Source organism: Bradyrhizobium jicamae (genome assembly GCF_018130215.1).
Classification (GTDB): domain Bacteria; phylum Pseudomonadota; class Alphaproteobacteria; order Rhizobiales; family Xanthobacteraceae; genus Bradyrhizobium; species Bradyrhizobium jicamae_A.
Genome location: NZ_JAFCKQ010000066.1, coordinates 17,386 through 34,836, shown reverse-complemented (window position 1 = coordinate 34,836; position 17,451 = coordinate 17,386). Strand labels below are relative to the sequence as shown.

Annotated in this window: 15 protein-coding genes; 7 read left to right on the top strand and 8 right to left on the bottom strand. The window is 60.6% G+C overall.

Features of this window, described 5'->3' with window-relative positions; translation table 11 throughout:
- Nucleotides 1–898: 898 nt before the first annotated feature.
- Both JQ586_RS37190 and JQ586_RS37180 read right to left on the bottom strand, forming a co-directional pair.
- Nucleotides 899–2,071: a DUF2252 family protein gene (locus tag JQ586_RS37190; RefSeq protein WP_212399612.1), complete on the bottom strand. Its 1,173-nt coding sequence runs from the start codon at nucleotides 2,069–2,071 to the stop codon at nucleotides 899–901.
- Nucleotides 2,072–2,646: 575 nt separating this feature from the next.
- Nucleotides 2,647–3,288, bottom strand: a complete 642-nt coding sequence (locus JQ586_RS37180; RefSeq protein ID WP_212399610.1) for a hypothetical protein — start codon at nucleotides 3,286–3,288, stop codon at nucleotides 2,647–2,649.
- Between the two features lie 752 nt (nucleotides 3,289–4,040).
- On the opposite strand from JQ586_RS37180, the gene JQ586_RS37175 reads away from it, so the two are divergent.
- Entirely contained in the window at nucleotides 4,041–4,283 is a 243-nt protein-coding gene (locus JQ586_RS37175) for a hypothetical protein (RefSeq protein ID WP_249148619.1), read from the top strand.
- A 125-nt stretch (nucleotides 4,284–4,408) separates the two neighbouring features.
- Here JQ586_RS37175 and JQ586_RS37170 read toward each other — a convergent pair whose 3' ends face one another.
- From JQ586_RS37170 to JQ586_RS37155, 4 genes are all read right to left on the bottom strand, one after another.
- A complete protein-coding gene (locus JQ586_RS37170; protein WP_212399609.1) occupies nucleotides 4,409–4,549 on the bottom strand; it encodes a hypothetical protein in 141 nt (46 codons plus the stop codon).
- A 318-nt stretch (nucleotides 4,550–4,867) separates the two neighbouring features.
- Nucleotides 4,868–5,014, bottom strand: a complete 147-nt coding sequence (locus tag JQ586_RS37165; protein WP_212399608.1) for a hypothetical protein — start codon at nucleotides 5,012–5,014, stop codon at nucleotides 4,868–4,870.
- Nucleotides 5,015–7,106: 2,092 nt separating this feature from the next.
- The gene (locus JQ586_RS37160; protein WP_212399607.1) at nucleotides 7,107–7,709 is read right to left on the bottom strand and encodes a PepSY domain-containing protein; all 603 of its coding nucleotides are present in this window, start codon (nucleotides 7,707–7,709) and stop codon (nucleotides 7,107–7,109) included.
- A 657-nt stretch (nucleotides 7,710–8,366) separates the two neighbouring features.
- Nucleotides 8,367–8,576, bottom strand: coding sequence for a hypothetical protein (locus JQ586_RS37155; RefSeq protein WP_212399606.1), 210 nt, complete (start codon nucleotides 8,574–8,576; stop codon nucleotides 8,367–8,369).
- A gap of 462 nt (nucleotides 8,577–9,038) precedes the next feature.
- Between JQ586_RS37155 and JQ586_RS37150 the strand changes: the two genes are divergently transcribed.
- Together JQ586_RS37150 and JQ586_RS41690 are read left to right on the top strand one after the other, a co-directional pair.
- The gene (locus tag JQ586_RS37150) at nucleotides 9,039–9,476 is read left to right on the top strand and encodes a hypothetical protein (protein ID WP_212399605.1); all 438 of its coding nucleotides are present in this window, start codon (nucleotides 9,039–9,041) and stop codon (nucleotides 9,474–9,476) included.
- Nucleotides 9,477–9,487: 11 nt separating this feature from the next.
- Nucleotides 9,488–9,685 carry a TetR family transcriptional regulator gene (locus JQ586_RS41690; RefSeq protein WP_409411040.1) on the top strand — a complete coding sequence of 66 codons (198 nt, stop codon included), beginning with the start codon at nucleotides 9,488–9,490 and terminating at the stop codon, nucleotides 9,683–9,685.
- Here the strand turns inward: JQ586_RS41690 and JQ586_RS40900 are convergent.
- On the bottom strand, nucleotides 9,627–10,094 hold the full coding sequence (locus JQ586_RS40900; RefSeq protein ID WP_249148618.1) for a hypothetical protein: 468 nt from the start codon (nucleotides 10,092–10,094) through the stop codon (nucleotides 9,627–9,629). The two genes, JQ586_RS41690 and JQ586_RS40900, sit on opposite strands and share 59 nt — an antisense overlap.
- The gene (locus tag JQ586_RS37140) at nucleotides 10,091–10,753 is read right to left on the bottom strand and encodes a TetR/AcrR family transcriptional regulator (protein WP_212399604.1); all 663 of its coding nucleotides are present in this window, start codon (nucleotides 10,751–10,753) and stop codon (nucleotides 10,091–10,093) included. Before JQ586_RS37140 ends, JQ586_RS40900 begins: the two co-directional genes overlap by 4 nt.
- A 214-nt stretch (nucleotides 10,754–10,967) precedes the next feature.
- Here JQ586_RS37140 and JQ586_RS37135 point away from each other — a divergent pair, with 214 nt between their 5' ends.
- Genes JQ586_RS37135 through JQ586_RS37120 form a run of 4 tightly spaced genes read left to right on the top strand, consistent with a single transcriptional unit; the run spans nucleotide 10,968 to nucleotide 17,189 of the window.
- Nucleotides 10,968–11,837 (top strand): sensor histidine kinase, encoded by an 870-nt coding sequence (locus JQ586_RS37135; protein ID WP_312017072.1) that lies wholly within the window; start codon nucleotides 10,968–10,970, stop codon nucleotides 11,835–11,837.
- Nucleotides 11,834–12,967 carry an efflux RND transporter periplasmic adaptor subunit gene (locus JQ586_RS37130; RefSeq protein WP_212399603.1) on the top strand — a complete coding sequence of 378 codons (1,134 nt, stop codon included), beginning with the start codon at nucleotides 11,834–11,836 and terminating at the stop codon, nucleotides 12,965–12,967. Before JQ586_RS37135 ends, JQ586_RS37130 begins: the two co-directional genes overlap by 4 nt.
- Entirely contained in the window at nucleotides 12,964–14,040 is a 1,077-nt protein-coding gene (locus JQ586_RS37125; RefSeq protein WP_212399602.1) for an efflux RND transporter periplasmic adaptor subunit, read from the top strand. Before JQ586_RS37130 ends, JQ586_RS37125 begins: the two co-directional genes overlap by 4 nt.
- Nucleotides 14,037–17,189, top strand: a complete 3,153-nt coding sequence (locus JQ586_RS37120; RefSeq protein ID WP_212399601.1) for an efflux RND transporter permease subunit — start codon at nucleotides 14,037–14,039, stop codon at nucleotides 17,187–17,189. Before JQ586_RS37125 ends, JQ586_RS37120 begins: the two co-directional genes overlap by 4 nt.
- Nucleotides 17,190–17,451: the final 262 nt, after the last annotated feature.

Here is a 17,451-nt window from a genome sequence, read left to right as displayed (position 1 = left end):
GGCTTCAGATCGTTCTCGGCCAGGCGGCGGCGCACCGTCTCGCGCGACAGGCTCCCGTGCGCGGTCAATTTGACCATAGGCGGTGTTTGTAAGAGCCTGATCCAGTTGGAACCCGCCGATGCGGCCCGGCAGCCGACGAAGTCACACACAAGAGACTGTAGGCGGTCTCGCGACCGTTCGACTGGACAAGATCCCAGCGCAGACTGCTCGGGGCGGCTTTGCATCCCTAGCGGCGGAGATGTTGAATCGCTCGCGAATGCAAGTGACAAGAGGCGAGCCTGAAAATGGTTTCGAATTGAAGGCCCGAAGCGACGAATCGGCAAACCGGATAGCCAGAGGCTGATCGGCCAGCATGAAGGATAACGAGCTCTCGCCGAGCAGCGGGAGTGAACGTCCCTGCCGGTACGCTGGCGTTAGTGAGATCGCCCCTGGCTTTGCGGTGCTCGAGAGGGCAAAGTCTTACGCCTTCGTGCGGAGTGCACGCCCCTACCGCGGAGAGAACCATGGGCCCGGCAAGGATGTTCAGGGAGAGCTTGACCTCACGCCCCGGAATTAGAACAGCAGGTCAATTGCTACCAGTCGTTCGCAGCAAGCCCGAATCCAAAGGCGCGCACTTGGGGATCCTCATGAGAAAGCCGGGCTTTCGTGCGGAAGTGCGCAGAACCATGTCCGGCGGGAGGACACTTAAGAGCAGCAATCCTGCGCTCGTCGCGCCGGCTCAGGTTACCCTTCAATCGAGCCGTACGGCGCCCTGACTTCAAAGTTTCGTGCTCGTGTCGCCCCGAATGTGCCAACCCTGATAGGATGCTGGTCCTACGACGAGCCGGCCGCTATCGCTCGGGCATCCTAGCTGACCCGTTTGTAAAAAGAAGACAGCGCCGCAATCGGGTTTTGGGCATTAGGCTGCTAGTGCATAGCGCCGGCAGTGTTCGAGATAGGCTGTCTCGTGCGAGGAAATGAGCGCGACCACGCTCTGCCACAGCCAGCTAGGTGCATCGAGCGCCTTGCTTCTTGACGAAGCAAGAGCTCGAAGCCACGCCCTCCGCTCGGCCACACTCATTTGGAGTGCGTGGGCCTTTCCAACGACAGTTGCCAAATATTTGGAGACTTCAGCGGCTTCATCTCTTGCCATGGTGTCGAAGTCGAACTTCAAATCCTGGGGCATGAGCTCGCGAATGAAAACCGAGCTGCTGCCGAAATCGGCCGCTCTCATCCGTTCCCCAAGATTTGGCGAGAGTGCGCGTGCGCCTTCGACGACGCGCTCCGCATTCGATCTCGGCATGCGAACGCCTTTGTAGCGGGGTGCCGACGCTTTGACTGCTTCCTTGATGTCAACGAGAGTGTAGTCGGATGATTTTCCGGCGGCGATCTTCACCAGAACTGCATATCGGAGCAGTCCGAGCGAACTACATCCTTTCATCCAGTACGCCGCGTCGGCAACATCGATCCCGCAATCGCTCTCGCGTGACTTGATCTTGGTGACAAGGGCGCGGATTTGGTCCGAGTTAAATAGCTTGTCGATTCGGCTCCGCTCAGCCTTCGAAATTGCAAGGAACTTTTTCCCAAGTGGTATCGTCGGTTTGGTATCATCGATCCGCTCCTTTGCAAGATGCTTCCAGGTACGTCGTGCAGATTGCCGCATGACGAGGCGGATCGTCTTGGGCATGTCGCGCAGATCGTCCTCCGACCGAAGGGCCTCTTCGTACCCTGCGATCATCGCTTCCATCATCTCCGCCGCTGTTACTCCGGGCAGGTTTGAGCCGCGCGAGGCCGTTGCAAGGGATAGCGCGAGGCGGATCAAATCATGGGAGGGATTTCCAATAACGGTTTGGTCGAGGTCACGAATTTGGACGCGTATTTTTCCGTCAGCGTCGGCAAGCGGGCCGAGATTGCCGGCGTGGCAATCTCCGCAAATCCAGACGGCTGGTCCTTCGGGCAAGGTGCCGCGCTTTTGCTCGTCCAACCATTCGTAAAACTTGAGCGTACTCCCACGGACATAGGCGTGCGCGGACCGCGCCATCTTGAGCGCTTGTCGCGATTTCAACAGTGACACCCGTTCTCCGTTTCGCATCAAGCCTCCAGTTCCCTACTTGGAACTCAGACCTACGGTTTTGGTTCCCGAGCGGCTTAAGCATTGAGACGGCGTCCGCGCGTAGCGAATACCGGACTGCACCATGCCACGGCCAAGCCCGGTCTTGGGGCAGAGCAGCTCACCAGCCGCAGCCGGTCGATGAGGATGATTTCGCGTGGCAGTTGAAGTCGAGAACGTGCGCGCTACGCAATCGAATCAGCACACGGGCTCCGGCTTCGAGCTCCAAGCCAAGGTGATCGGCAATATCAAGACGCGACATCGGGAGTGTACTTGTGCCAGCGGCGGTCAGCCGCTGTCCCAAGGCACATCCCCGAAGCGAACAATGGTGACAAAAGCCTCAATAACAGGGCGGATAGGGATGGTGCCCACAGCCCCTGGTGTCGCGCGCCATGGAAAACCGCCCCCTCATATTGCCTCAGATGACAATGTTACCGAAGCGCACCCTGGTGCAATCAGCTGCCGCGAGTCCGAGCAAGCCGCTCGCGAAGCGCGCCCTCCAGTGCGCCGTAGCGAGCGAGCGGCTTGCGGTGATTCGGCGAAAGAACCCGTCGGAATTAGATATTAAGACACGAAGCTTGGACCGATAGTGTGATCTCTGTGCTGCTGATGAGCTGTCGAGCGGCCTTTGATCGCCAATTCTTCACCAATCGCTGCACCGTACGCCGCTGATGGCCACCGAACCGACCGGGCGCATGCGCTGCCAGCCGGGAGAGAAGATCGACCGCGGACAAGTGCGGAGCCGCAGCGAGCCATTCCTCGATGATGGGAATATAGGGGTCGAGCATCGATGGCCGACGTGGCACAGGCTCACCCCGTTTCCAACCATCGCCGAGCTCTCGGGCAAACGCCGCTAAGTCGTTTTGCACCGGCGCGATAGTCATCGCCGGCTTTCCAGCCCGCTGATCAACGCGCTTGCCCAGCTCATTTTGAGCGTCCCGCAGCTGTGCCAGCAATGCCACCGGATCAAGCGTGCGGTAAATCTCCCGCAGCCTACGTTTGAATGCCTCATTGAGACTCGGGTGGACCAATGCTCTTTCGTACGGCGTAGCGGGAGCAAAGTAGCACTTGATCACCTTGGCACCTTCGCGGTGCTTCTCCTTCAGCTTAAGGGCTGGAAAAAACTGCAGCCGTGCCGCCGCAAACAGGCGAGCTAATGAGCGAGCGGTATCAATGCCTTCAAACCGCCCGTAGCCCACAAGGCGGCGAACGATGGCTCCTTTTTTTGTTCAACGAATGCCTGATCATTCTTCTCGTAGGCCCTGGAATGAGTGACTTCGACATCGTGCGAGCGGCACCACGACACGACGGGGTCGTTCATGAAGGCGCTGTCGTTGTCAAAATCGAGCCCGCGAACGGTGTGTGCACCGGCAGGACAGACTTGCACCCTGTCTGTAGGTGTCAGACAATTTCCGATGTTTCAAAGCGGAACAATTTATAGGGCGAAAATTGATTGGCGTTTTTGGTATCGCGAGTGTGGCCGCGGGCTTTGCACTCACTTGTTGCGCAAATCGGCATCGATCGAAAGCTGAGACAGTGGAGGCATGCGCGGGCGCACTCCTGGTTTTCGGTCTCGCTTTCATCGGAGCAGCGTTTCCGGATGTCGTTGCAGCTCCCGCCTCAATTTCTTCTCGACAGCAAGGGGTCATAGAACCCCCGCTAGGGTTGGTCGCGCCCAGACCACCCGATACCCCATGCCGCTGATCGGTCCGGCGATGTTCCAGTCGAAATTCGGCCGGACGTTGGCGCCGCGCTTACTGCAAGCGGAGCAGACGAGGCGGGGCTCGACGTCGGATATCCGACCAAGGATGCGTTTAAGCTCGAATGAACAAAGGGCCCACGTCATCGGTGCCACTTGCCCCTATTTCGAGGAACCTTTGGCATGAACCAAAGTTACCCGCGCACCACCGCTTCGACTTTCCCTGGCATTGATCGGTGATGAGATCGCCACTTGCGCTATCGTCTTCCTCTAATGGAATGGAAAGAACCGCGCATGTTGCAGCGTCGTCGTTTCAAGCAAATCCAGTCCCGCGAAGAACGCCTCGCCGAGCAAGCCCTAGAGATGCGCGAGCGGGCGGGGGCCATGCCTGAAGGTGTCGAGAAGGATGCACTGCTGAAGCGGACTCGGCAGGCCGACACCGCTGCTCATATGAGCGAATGGCTGGCGTCTCGGACGCTTCAGCCGCCACAATAGAGTACAGGCCTAACTGCCGTGAAGTTCATCTATGTCGCGCTATGCGTGACTGCCATGACCGGCTGGATCATCGCGCTTTCGTGGTGCGTTACGAAGATCGCACATTGGCTATTCTTCTAGCAGCCTTAGACGGTGTTCCTACCGCGCAGGTGGTCCCGAGGCATGAGCGGGCGCGCGAGCTCAAGAGTGGTGAAATTGGAATTCTTCGCATGGCCGCAACGCCGCAGGTCATCGAAATCCTGCTCGCGCCCTTCCTGGTCGGTCATCGGCATCGCCATTCAGGCGTGGAGGTGCATCTCGTCGAGGGCGGCGCGCTCGACTGCACAGCCGTTTCGAACACGGCGAGGCCCATCTCGGCATTCTGGCGGCCGGCCCCGAGATTTCGACGCTTGCACTGTCAAGCGCGGAGCCGTCATCAGGATCTACCTCGGTCTCAGCCTCGCCAGCGAACGACGACCACTTCATCGTCGAGATCCGATCCCAGCGCTTCCAAAAACGAGGTTCGAAGCAATCTTTGTCATCGGTTTTAGGAGATCGTCACGACACTAGGAGCACGGGCCTCCCAAAGAGGACGGCTCCAGAATCTACATGCCGGTCGCGATGTCGACGCCATAGCGTACCAAGAGCAGCGAGATTGTCAGGCCCACGAGACTGAATAGCGCCACGATGGCCAGCGGTGAGACCGGGCGCGAGGCGGCAAGATCGGTCACGGGCTTTGCAAGCGTGGCCATCTGAATCTCTCTAGGTCTGCAACGAGGGAGTTCAGCGATCCACCGCTTCCCGCCGATTTCGAAGTCTGTCTTAATTTTGCTTCTTCGTCGCTGGCGGCGAGCCTGAAAAGACGTCTTAGCCAGAGACCTAGATCTGCTGATCGGCGGAGGTGAGCATTGTGTAAGACTTGATCCAGATCCTGAAACCGAACGCCCTTGTCTTCCTGCATCGCTTTGCACCCGCGCTTAATCGGAAGAGGACCTCAGCGGCGCTCAACAACACGAGCTTAGTTTGATGCCTCACCTATGGTTGTACAACGACAGTCCAAACGGCTATTGCGACACTGACGGCGGCAAGGACAGTGGCCGTGACAGCACGGGCCTCTGCTCGAACCATGGCTCAATGCGACAGCTCGAGCTTCCGCAGCGAGGATCCGGGCGCTGATCGAAGAAACGAAACACGACGAAGTCGCGCCATCCCTAGGCTCCAAAAGAAGCGCCCCTAACGCCGGGGAGACGCTGGGGCCGAAAAGTACGCTTAGCCATTCATCAACAGCTGGAACGCGGAGCAATGAGCTTGGTTCCTAAAGAGAACGGCCTCAGCACCCGTGGAGAGTTGTTATGCTGAGGCCGCCTGACCGCGCTGGAAATTAAAGGGGCCGCTGTCGCATAGCGCGGTCCCGACCGAGGGAATTCCGAAAGCTGTTTACGAGATAAATGAGCCAGCCCCGGCAAAAGTTTTTTACCATTATCCACAGGGTCTGTGGATCCGGGAGAGCACGGTGTTCCGAACAGAAACGGCCCAAGCCCAGCGGGGCCATGCCGGGGCCGCTCCACCACGCCGCTGCGGTGTTCTAATTCCCATCTTCGAGTGTCCTAATTGGGACAGCATTTGCGGGGCAGGGGTTCGCGCCAGCTCTTTCTCCTGACACATGACCGCGCAATGTGGCCTGCTCCCCGGTGATGTTGCTGATTTGCAGGGTCCCTTCGACTTTGGGATTGTCCTTGCGGCGCAATAGCTGCACAGCAAGTCGTTGGGAAATCAGTCTAGGGCAATCACCACATCACGTCCCTGATGGCTGCTGCCGCGGTCGTGCTCGCGCTTAGGAACCTTACACTCACCTTACGATTTAGAGTTCCGTTCCGGGCAGGGAACCTAAACGAGGGTGATTTGTCATGGGATCGAAGAAGCGCCGACGCCGCGTTGCCCAGGTAAAAACGCTGGAGGCGCGCCTCTTGGAACGAGCCAACGAACTGCGCGATAAGGCCGCAGCGGCAGTCCCAAGTGCCGAGAGAGAAGCGCTATTGAAGCTGGCCGGGCAAGCAGAGGCTGGCGCAAGGATGGCCGAATGGCTACTCTGGCCGTCAGGCCCAGCCACCTGAGAAAAGATTGCGGTGGCTGCGTGTCACGGGCCCCCCTTATTAGCGTACTGGGCACGACTACGCGGCGGGACGGCACGTCGTTACGAACATGGCTTTGCTACATTGCCACTCACTGCCGAGCGCATCACTCGAGACGCTACGGGGTGCTGCCATCGCCAACAGAACAGTTGCGGCGGAAAACAGGCCTAGGATAATCAGTGCGCCAACTCTTCTAGCCCACACCAAGCCCAACATGGTCGTTTCTCCTCCTGGCGATTGCAGGAGCTTGAGCCGAGATTGTTTCATGCTCGCTTCGAAGAACGGGAATGATGTTTCGTTCACGCTGAGGTTATCGGCGGGTCGCTCACGATGGAGGGCGCCGACATCAGACCGGAATGGAATCTTGGAAGTGGCCAGTAGAGGCCGTCCGGCGCGCAGCGCAAACAGGAACCGTACGACGACACGGCGCGGCGGGGACCAACTTGTTAGGTGCGGACAGCGAATCATTGACCTTCGGAGCCTTGCTAAGATTGCGTTTATCAATCGCAGCTACGGTCCATCATGCTCAGGTACCCCCAGGGCCTGAGCGCTGGAATGAGGAAGGCCCCGGATCTGCCGGGGCCTTTCTCAATTTGGAGGCGTCATCGAGGGAAAGTGCGCGCCGCGGCGGGAGAAACTAAGGGGGCTCAGCGCTTAAAAATCGCGCGATGGTCGGCGGTTTTGGGGTGGGCGCTGGCCCCCGCGTCGTCGCCTAGCGGGGAGTTGCGCCCTGCTTGCCGACCCTGAGCGGTTCGAGCGTGATCTCCTTTAAGCAATCACCACTGGCGATGACGACCACGAAGTTGAGTTTGCCATCCTGCTTGATCAGACCTCCGGCGAGAGCCCTTCCTTCTGCAGCTTTCTCGGCGATGCGTACGGCGTCCGACAGCTCTTGCTCAACAGCCTTCAGGGCAATGATATTGCCCAGGTCGTCTCGGTCGAGCTCCCTCAGCGATGACGAAACTTCCTTCTCTGCCACGCTTCCGGTGTTCGCATCTATGACATTTTCCCAGAGTCGCTCATTGCCTACCGTCCGCACGCGATAAATGACCGGACCAGAAATCTCAAAGCTAACATCTGCGGTCCTTGAACCGTCATGCAAATGCTCGGCGATCGCTACCGCCTGACTGAGTGGTATTTTTACTGTACGAAATTGCTCGAGCAGGCGACGAATCGCCGCCTTATCGGCATCGCCTTGGGCAGCTACGCCTCCATTTGCGGCGTCCAAAGGCGAGTGGGTGACGTCGGCTCTCGCGCCCGCAGTAGCAAACGTGGCGGACAAAACTATAATCGCTAACATTCGCTTCTTCGACATGATGAAGTAAATCCCGTGGCTATCCGTGACAAACTGATCGGTGGTCTTATGAGTGTGCGAGGGTCCACGACGGGCCTATCGACACGAACCTTGGCTCAGTGAAGCGCACCGTTCGAGAAATGGTATTGAGACTCGAATGCCGAGCGCGTCGTCGTCGCTTCTCGGAGTGAGTCCGAGCGAAATTGTGTCGTGGTTCCGAGGCAAGCCCGACTGGCCTCGTGCTTGATCCGGCTTGATCGGAGACTCCCGGATCTAACTGCGCCAACGTTTCGCGGATCTGGAGAGGGATTGCGGAGCTCTCGTCACTCGCATCGGCTTGCTCGGATATCGACGCGGGCGGCTGTCGTACGGCGTCGGCCACATCCGAGGTAAGCGACGAGGGGACCGCAATCTCCCTGTCCGGGAGAATGGGGAGCAAACCGGACTGGCTGGTATCGATGATAATTGCTTCCGGTCCCTTCAGCACGGAGGCGATCCGGATCGACGGAAGCGTAGAGTGCGATTTGATGAGCTTGTTTGGCGGGGGCTCCGGCAGCAGGGAATTGGCTGCAAAGAGCAGCACGAGCAACGCTCCGCCGACCCACATAAAGTAACCCCAGACGGGAGCTCGAGTATCGACTGAACCGCGCACACGCATTGACAGGACGGATGTTATGCTCACAGCGCCGGGCTCCCGCGCTGAAGTTCTTTCGGCGCGATGCAGAACCGCTCGCCGGCGAACGCGTGCAGCCCGGCAAGCAACGCTATCGTAACGCCCAGCAGCAGGCTCAGGGCCACGAGGGACAGAGCCACGACCAGGTTCAGGGAGGCGAGCGCAAGCCCCGGCCACGGATTTTCTTTCGCGCGCGACCACAAAAGTGTTGACATTTTTGGCTCCGTAAATACACTAAACCGTATAGTTCATATACATCCCGTACCGCGGGGTGTGTCAAGAGCGAAGACTCACAAGCTCGTGTTCAGGCAGATCGACGGCGGGGAATCGGAGCATGACGCTGCGTTTCCCGTTCGAGCGCGCGATGCCTCAGCAGAAGAAGGGATTTTGTATGTTCAAGCACACTTTAGTAGTCGTTCCGGCCGCAATGTTCGGCAACGCGACTGCCTTTGCGCAGGAGAGCCGCGGCACTCCCGAACAGAGGGCCGCCTGCGCGCCTGATGCCTTCCGGCTATGCCTTAGCTACATCCCCGACGCCGCGAACGTAGAGGCTTGTCTCCGGCCAAGAGAGTCAGCTCTAAGCGATGCTTGCAGAGCTGTCTTTGACCGCGCGGCGGAAGCTGCGTCGGTCAGGACTATTGGGGTGCCCCGCCGCGACGCGAGAGAGCAATGATCGCATGAACACGATCTATGCACCCGCTTTCGCCGCATTCGGTGGCTCGGCTTTCGGGGCGATCTCCACGATCGTGACGGGATGGGTGACCCGGCGCCGCAAGCTTCGCGAGCGTCACGATGCCCGGTCGATCGCCAAGCGCGAGCGGCTCTATCGAAGTTTTATCGAGGAAGCCTCCCGTCTCTATGCCGAGGCGCTCGTCAGCGACAGTTCCGAGATTCCGCAACTGGTCAATCTGTACGCGCTTGTCGGGCGGATGAGGATTCTATCTAGCAACGAGGTGGTTCAAGCCGCCGAGCGGGCAGGTCGCCTGATCGTCGAAACCTACCTTTCGCCGAACCGCGAACTGGTCGATTTGCCCGAGCTCATGGAGGACATGGACCCCTTGCGTCACTTCGGCGAAACCTGCCGGCGTGAATTGCTTTCGGTCGCATCTCGCTGAGGTCGCAAGCGATGCAAGAGCGGATGCGCCAAGTCGAATTCTCGTGCATTCGTCGGCGAATCGTTCAAGCAGCGATCCGATTGCACCGCGAGATCGGCTTCAAGAAGACCACAGTCGCCGATATCGCTCGCGGGGCGTCGATGTCGCCCGCTAACTCGTTTGCCGCTTCTTCCCTTCAAGGCAGCCGATCGACGAGATGGTCGTGGTGAATCTTCTCGATCGCATGTCGGGGGCTGCAACCCTTGCGGCTCGTGGAGACTCCGCCTTGGAGCGGCTAACAGCTGCCTTGAGAACGATCTCGCAGCTCACCAACATCGGCTGCAGCACGACAGCACGCAACACGAATTGGTCGCTGTGGCGGTACGCGAGGACTGGGCAGCCGCCCTGTCTTACGCAGACCAGATCCGAGAACTCGTGCGGTCGACCATTGCTGCCGGACAAGGCGAGCGGCGAGCTGCGACCGGGATGTGCAAGGGCAGTGACCTGTTGCTGCTTGAAGCAATAGAGGGCTTTGTGACGGATATCGGCGGGCAGGTTGATCAGCCGACGGCAGCTGGATTGATCCGCGACGGATTGGCCGCGGCGCAAGGATAGCGGCGAGGCCTTCGGCTGATTCACGGCCTCCAGTCCGCCTCGCAAGCCGCGAGAAAGAAATTGACCCGTTCGTGCAGGAACGTCGGCAGCTCTTTCTTGAGATCTTTCAGTTCTTCGCCCATCAGAGATCTCATCAGCATCGGAAGCAGAATGAGATCCATAAACATTTGAGCGGTCGCAACGCTCCGCTTTGCGCTGAAGGGGCCTTTGGCTGAGCGCGCGACCTTCTGCGTCGCCTCGTTCAAGAGTTGCGAAACCGCTCCAGCCGCTCGGTCGCGCGCCGCATCGTGAACATTCCGGCTCAACTCGGGAAATCGGCGCGCCTCGGCGATGGTTGCGCGCGTGAGGTCCAACGTGTCCTCGACAAATCTCTCCACGATCTCGATTCCTAGATTGGCGAGCTTTTCCTGGATGGTGCGGCCTGCCGGCGTGAACCCCTCGAAATCCGCCAATCCGTTGATGGTCCGCGCCACCACAGCCACGAACAGCGCCTCCTTGCCGGGGAAGTGGGCATAGATGGTCGGTTTGCTCGCAGGGGCCAACTCGGAGATGTCGTCGATACTGGCACTCCGAAAGCCCTTCTCGAGAAAGAGCTGCTGGGCTGCATCGAGAATCCGCGCCTGGACGTCGCCCGCTAGGTCCCTGGGCGGCCTGCCGCGTTTCGGGCTCTTGTTCTTCGCCATCACCATTTCCTCATCACGAGTTTTTGCGTGTCTGGATTCCACTTGACATGGCCCAGCAGGAAATGCAATGAAAAGAAAATATACGGTATAGTTTAGTTTAGCTTCGCACGGGCCGGCGTTGATTGGCCTGCCTGCGCCAGCTGCTCCGGATGACCGGCCGACCGCCAGATGCGCGTTCGGCCGCCGTCTTGTCCGCCAACCTGAGGAGGCCGTCGTGAATATATGCAGCCCGGATTCGCCGATAGTGGAGCAGGGCATCCTGCTGCGCGAATTGGATCACCGAATTAATGGTGGACTTGCCTCGGCGATCAACCTGGTCTCGGCCGCGGCCGTCCGGCTCGAGGGGGCGGAAGCCAAGCGCGCCCTAAGCGACGTCGTCGAGTTGTTGCGTGGTTATGCCGACGTACAACAGGTCCTCGCAGTGCCCAAGGGCAAGGCGTTGATCGACGCCGCGACCTACATCCGCATGGTGGGCACCGCCATGCGCCGTTCGTTGCTGGATCGGATGAATATCCGGCTGGCCGTCGCAACCGAATCTCTCCCGCTCCAACCAGAGCGGTGCCGGCGGCTCGGATTGATCGTCCACGCGCTCGTGACCAATGCAGCGACCCATGCATGCTTCGAGGCGCGAACCGGAGAAATCAAGATCAAGCTGACACGGATCGGCGCGCTGGTGAACTGCGTCGTCCTGGACAACGGATCGCGGCCGTCACGGAGCGCTGCGGGGCGTGGACTGCGGCTCAGCAATGATCTTGCCAGGGGTCTCGGCGGCCGGGTCGAGCACGGCTTTGGTGACGAATTCACGTCCGTCGTTCTGTCGTTTCCGCTGGCAGCGCGTGAGCGGCAGGCGAACGGGGCGATGGCGAAGCGTCGCATCATGCGGCCGCCTCGCCGGCCAAACGCCAGCCCGTCCGATGCCTCGGCGCTTTGCGGAGAAGCGAGTTGCCCTGATCGGGACAGGCGACCCGTTGCAACGGAACCGGATCCCACTCCGACTCACGGAGCCCAACTGGTGTCTGTCCGTCCAGCGGCGGATGCGCTGGGCGCGTTGTTGTCACGCCGCCACCGCATGGTCGTGCTATGACCCATCACGCTACTAACCACACCGACATCGATCAAGCAGCCTGCAAACACAAGCTGAGGGGTCCCGGTGCCCTGGCGGCTGCGCTTGTCGCAATCGCGCTGAGTGGCTGCAATGATCATTCCGCTGCTCCGATTACGCGCGCTGCGATGGTGCGCACGGAGGTCGTGCAGCCGCGCGACCGGCAAGCCTCCGTCACTCTGACCGGCGAGATCCAGGCCCGTTTCCGCGCCGACCTTTCATTCCGCGTCGGCGGACGTGTGCTCGCGCGCTATGTCGATGTCGGCGCTCACGTCGAGGCTGGTGAGACCCTGGCTGTGCTCGATCCCGCCGAGCAACAGGCCGACGTCGATGCCGCGACCGCTGCGGTCCTGGCTGCAGAATCTCAGCTGCGCGTGGCCAAGGTAACCTTCGAACGGCAGAAGACGTTGATCGCAAGTGGCTTCACCACGCGGACGGTCTATGATCAGGCGCAGCAAGGGTTGCGAACCGCAGAAGGTGCGCTTGAAGCCGCAAAAGCGGAGCTCGGAACGTCAAAAGACGCCCTTGGTTATACCGCACTGCGCGCCGAAGCGGCAGGCGTGGTCACCGCGCGCAATCTGGAAGTCGGCCAGGTCGTACAAGCCGCGCAGCCCGTTTTCTCGCTTGCGCAGGACGGCGAACGGGATGCGGTGTTCGATATCTACGAATCTCTCTTGTTTGGCGATCTCGACGACAGCCGCGTATCGCTGGCGCTTGTCTCCGACGCAGGTGTGTCGGCGAGCGGGCATGTCAGGGAGGTCTCGCCGGCGATTGACGCGAAGAGCGCGACCATCCGCGTCAAGGTTGCCATCCAGGATCCGCCCGCAGCGCTGACGCTTGGAAGCGCCGTTGCGGGAACTGTCAAAGCGAAAGCCCAACAGCAGATCGCGTTGCCATGGAGCGCGTTGGCGGCGGCCGGATCGAAGCCCGCGGTTTGGACCATCGATCCGGCGACCAAAACCGCTGCGCTTAAGCCAGTGACGATCGGCGGTTATGAGTCTCGCGAAGTGCTGATCAAGGCGGGACTCAAACCGGGCGAGCGCGTCGTAATCGATGGCGGCAAGCTGCTGAGCAATGGCCAGGCCGTGACATATGAGGGAGACCCGTCATGAAGAGGCGCATCACGTTTGCAGCCGGCACGTTTGTATCAACGCTCGCGCTGGCTGGATGTCAGCAGGATGCGAAAGCGCCCGAGCCTGTGCGACCCGTGCTGTCGATGGTTCTAGAGCCGAGCCGCCCGGACGGCATTGTCGCGGTCGGTGTTATTGAGCCGCGGTACAAGACCAATCTCGCGTTCCGCGTCCTGGGACGCCTGACCGGGCGTCCCGTCTCCGTTGGTGACGTCGTGAGCGAAGGACAAACGGTCGGTGTCATCGATTCCACGGCGCTGGAGCTTGCAGTGCGCTCGGCGAAGGCCGAGCTCAGCAAGACCGAAGCGCTGCTGGCGACTGCCAAGGCGACGGAGGAGCGGCAGCGAACCCTTATCACCACCGACGCCACCACAAAGCAGACACTGGACAATGCCGAGCAGGCGCATGCCGGTGCCGCCGCGTCGGTCGCGCACGCACAGGCGAACTTGACCAAGGCCATCGAGCAACGGGGCTATGCCCAGATCAAGGCCGATTTCGCCGGCGTCGTCACTGCGGTGGGCGCAGAAGTCGGACAGGTGGTCTCTCCTGGCCAAAATGTCGTGACAGTCGCGAGGCCCGACATCAGGGAGGCGGTGGTCGATATCGGGCAAGATTTCCCGGAGCCGCTTGAAATTGGCTTGCCGTTCACCGTCGGCTTGCAGTTGCTCCCCGCGGTCCGGGTCGGAGGCAAGGTTCGCGAGATCGCCCCGCAGGCAGACCCCGTGACGCGCCTGCGGCGAGTCCGCATCACGCTGAACAATCCTCCCGAAAGCTTCCGCTTGGGCACGACCGTTACGGCGACGTTCGACAAAACGCAAAGTCCGACATTGCGCGTCCCCGCCTCGGCGGTGCTCGCCAAGAATGACGCGAATTTTGTCTGGGTCGTCGATCAGCCAGCGAGCACCGTGTCGCTGCACAAGGTCGATCTCGCCGGTGACACCCCAGGTGCCCGCGTCGCCGGCGGGCTTGCCCCCGGTGCACGCATCGTGACCGCCGGAACCCACAGCCTCAAGCAAGGACAACACGTCCGTATCGAACAGGATCAGAAGCCATGACGTCGTTCAACCTTTCCGACTGGGCGCTCCGCCACGGTTCGCTCGTCTGGTATTTCATGATCGCCTTCATGGCGGCAGGCCTCTTTGCCTACCTTCAGCTTGGTCGCCAGGAAGATCCCGACTTTACCATCAAGACCATGGTGATCCAGGCGCAGTGGCCGGGCGCATCGCCCGAAGAGATGACGCGCCAGGTCGCCGACCGGATCGAAAAGAAGCTCGAGGAGCTGGAATCGCTCGACTACACCAAGAGCGTGACGGTCGCGGGCCAGACCACCGTATTCGTCTATCTGCGAGACACCACCAAGGCGGTTGACGTCAAGCCGACCTGGGCCCGCGTCCGCAACATGATCGCGGATATCAAGGGCGAATTCCCGCAAGGTGTCATCGGCCCGGGCTTCAACGATCGCTTCGGCGACGTGTTCGGCAACATCTATGCCTTCACCAGTGACGGCCTGACCCAGCGTCAACTGCGCGACGAGGTCGAGGGTATCCGCGCCAAGGTCTTGACCGTGCCGGATGTGGGCAAGGTCGACATTCTGGGAACGCAGGACGAGGTAATTTACCTCGAATTCTCCACCCGGAAGGTCGCGGCTCTTGGCCTCGACGTCCACTCGATCATGGCCTCCCTGCAGGGACAGAACGCGGTCGCGCCGTCCGGGGTGTTCCAGGACGGGCCCGAGCGGATCAGCGTGCGCGTGAACGGCCGGTTCACGTCGGAGGCAAGCCTGAACGCGGTCAATCTTCGGATCAACGACCGCTTCTTTCCGCTGACTGACGTCGCGACCATCACGCGCGGTTATGCCGATCCGCCCAAGACCTTGTTCAGGTACAACGGCCAGCCCGCGATCGGACTTGCGATCGGCATGAAGTCCGGCGCAAACCTGCTCCGCTTCGGCGAGGCGCTGAAGGAGGAGATGTCAAAAGTCATTGCCGATCTGCCGATTGGCGTCGGCGTTCATCTGGTCGCCGATCAGCCTGTTGTCGTCGAGCATGCCGTGTCGGGCTTCACCGAAGCGCTGTTTGAGGCCGTAGTCATCGTTCTCGCCATCAGCTTTCTCAGCTTGGGCATGCGCGCTGGACTTGTTGTCGCAATTGCGATCCCGCTGGTTCTTGCCATCACCTTCGTGGTGATGGCATATGCCGGCATTTCATTGCAGAGAATTTCGCTTGGCGCATTGATCATCGCGCTCGGCCTTCTGGTCGATGACGCCATGATTGCCGTCGAAATGATGGTGGCGCGGCTGGAAGTCGGCGATCCCCTGGAAAAGGCCGCAACCCACGTCTATACGTCGACAGCATTTCCCATGCTGACGGGCACGCTGGTCACCGTCGCGGGATTCATCCCGATCGGCCTGAATAGCAGCAATGCCGGCGAGTTCACCTTCACCCTGTTTGTGGTGATTGCGGTCTCCTTGATCGTGTCGTGGGTCGTCGCGGTGCTGTTCACCCCGCTGCTCGGCGTCACCATCCTTCCGGCAAAGATGAAGGGCCATCATGAGGCGAAGGGCCGGCTGGCGCAGATGTTCTCCCGTCTACTGCTCGTCTGCATGCATCACCGCTGGATCACGGTCGGCGTGACGGTTGCAGCGTTCTTCGTCGCGTTGTTCGGCATGAATTTCGTGCAGCAGCAGTTCTTTCCTTCGTCGGATCGCAACGAACTGGTAATCGACTGGAATCTCCCGCAGAACGCTTCGATCGCCGACACCAATGCGCAGATGGCGCGCTTCGAGCGCGAACAGCTGCAGGGCAATGGCTCGGTGGAACATTGGTCGACCTATGTCGGCACCGGTGCGCCGCGGTTCGTGCTGTCGTTCGACGTGCAGACGGCAAATGCATGGTTTGGTCAGCAAGTCGTCGTGACCAAGGGCGGCATAAAGGCCCGCGACCTCGTCAAGGCGCAATTCGAGGAATATCTGAGGAAGACGTTTCCAGGCACCGACACCTACGTCAAGTTGCTCGAGGTCGGTCCGCCGGTGGGACGTCCGGTGCAATATCGCGTGAGCGGACCGGACGTCGCGAAGGTCAGGGATCTCTCGCAGGAACTCGCTGGCATCGTCCGGAGCAACCCGAATCTCGGTAACGTCGTGTTCGACTGGATGGAGCCTGCGCGCGTCGTCAAGGTCGACGTTCTCCAGGATAAGGCACGCCAGCTCGGCGTGACGTCGGAAGACATCGCCACGGCCGTGAACTCGGTGCTCGAGGGCACGCCGATCACACAGGTTCGCGACAGCATCTATCTTGTTAATGTCACTGGACGCGCGACCGCGGTCGATCGCGGCTCGATCGATACGCTCCGGGATCTGCAGTTGAACGGGCAGGGCGGGCAGTCGGTGCCGCTCGGGGCCGTGGCCAATCTGCGCTACGAAATCGAGCAGCCGACGATATGGCGCCGCGCTCGGGTTCCCACGATCACGCTGAAAGCCGGCATCGTCACAAACGTCCAGCCGAAGACAATCATGGATCAGTTGGCACCGAGGGTGGCGGAGTTCAACAAAGCACTGCCGGCGGGTTATTCGGTGGCGATCGGGGGCTCCGTGGAGGAAAGCGCCAAGAGTCAGTCGCCGATCGTGGCCGTTGTTCCGCTGATGCTGTTCGTGATGGCCACAGTTTTGATGATTCAGTTGCAGAGCTTCCACCGACTTTTCCTGGTGTTCGCGGTCGCACCGCTTGCCGTGATTGGCGTCGTAATGGCCCTGCTGCCGAGCGGCGCACCTCTCGGCTTCGTTGCCATCCTGGGCGTGCTGGCGCTGATCGGCATCCTGGTCCGAAACTCGGTGATCCTGATCGTACAGATCGAGGATTTGAGGAAGGAGGGGCGTCCGGCCTGGGATGCCGTTGTGGAAGCGACCGAGCATCGCATGCGGCCGATCTTGCTGACTGCGGCCGCCGCGAGTCTCGCGCTGATTCCAATCGCGCGCGAGATTTTCTGGGGCCCGATGGCCTACGCGATGATGGGCGGCATCATCGTCGGCACGCTGCTGACGCTCTTGTTCTTGCCGGCGCTCTATGTGGCGTGGTTTCGGATCTACTCTGTCCACGACGATGGCCGGCCAATGTCTGAGACGGTCGAGCCGGCGCACGACGGCCATTCGTCGAGCTCGACTCTCGCGCCGGCCGCGCCGGTGCCGGTTCTTGAAACACAAATCTGAAAAGGAGACTATCATGTCCAGGAAGACACTCTTGACGCTGTCGGTCAGCGTAACGCTCGCAACGATTTCGTTGGCGCCGACTGCGGTGTTTGCGCAATTCCCCGGTCCGCCTCCAATGGGGCCGGGCGGTCCTCCTCCGATCGCGGCCGGAGGTCCTCCCGCATTCGCAAGTCCACCTCCCATGGGGCCTAGTGGCGCTGCCCATGGCGGCCTCGGCATTCCGGCTCTCCGGCCGGGCGCTGGCGCTGGTCCTCGCGGCGAT

What these genes read in the sequence shown, in the direction of transcription:
- JQ586_RS37140 (WP_212399604.1), bottom strand. Translation starts at nt 10,753, where the DNA reads ATGGCGAAGAACAAGAGCCCGAAACGCGGCAGGCCGCCCAGGGACCTA.
- JQ586_RS37155 (WP_212399606.1), bottom strand. Translation starts at nt 8,576, where the DNA reads ATGTCAACACTTTTGTGGTCGCGCGCGAAAGAAAATCCGTGGCCGGGG.
- JQ586_RS37165 (WP_212399608.1), bottom strand. Translation starts at nt 5,014, where the DNA reads ATGGCCACGCTTGCAAAGCCCGTGACCGATCTTGCCGCCTCGCGCCCG.
- JQ586_RS37125 (WP_212399602.1), top strand. Translation starts at nt 12,964, where the DNA reads ATGAAGAGGCGCATCACGTTTGCAGCCGGCACGTTTGTATCAACGCTC.
- JQ586_RS37190 (WP_212399612.1), bottom strand. Translation starts at nt 2,071, where the DNA reads ATGCGAAACGGAGAACGGGTGTCACTGTTGAAATCGCGACAAGCGCTC.
- JQ586_RS37130 (WP_212399603.1), top strand. Translation starts at nt 11,834, where the DNA reads ATGACCCATCACGCTACTAACCACACCGACATCGATCAAGCAGCCTGC.
- JQ586_RS37150 (WP_212399605.1), top strand. Translation starts at nt 9,039, where the DNA reads ATGAACACGATCTATGCACCCGCTTTCGCCGCATTCGGTGGCTCGGCT.
- JQ586_RS37160 (WP_212399607.1), bottom strand. Translation starts at nt 7,709, where the DNA reads ATGTCGAAGAAGCGAATGTTAGCGATTATAGTTTTGTCCGCCACGTTT.
- JQ586_RS37170 (WP_212399609.1), bottom strand. Translation starts at nt 4,549, where the DNA reads ATGACCGACCAGGAAGGGCGCGAGCAGGATTTCGATGACCTGCGGCGT.
- JQ586_RS41690 (WP_409411040.1), top strand. Translation starts at nt 9,488, where the DNA reads ATGCAAGAGCGGATGCGCCAAGTCGAATTCTCGTGCATTCGTCGGCGA.
- JQ586_RS37120 (WP_212399601.1), top strand. Translation starts at nt 14,037, where the DNA reads ATGACGTCGTTCAACCTTTCCGACTGGGCGCTCCGCCACGGTTCGCTC.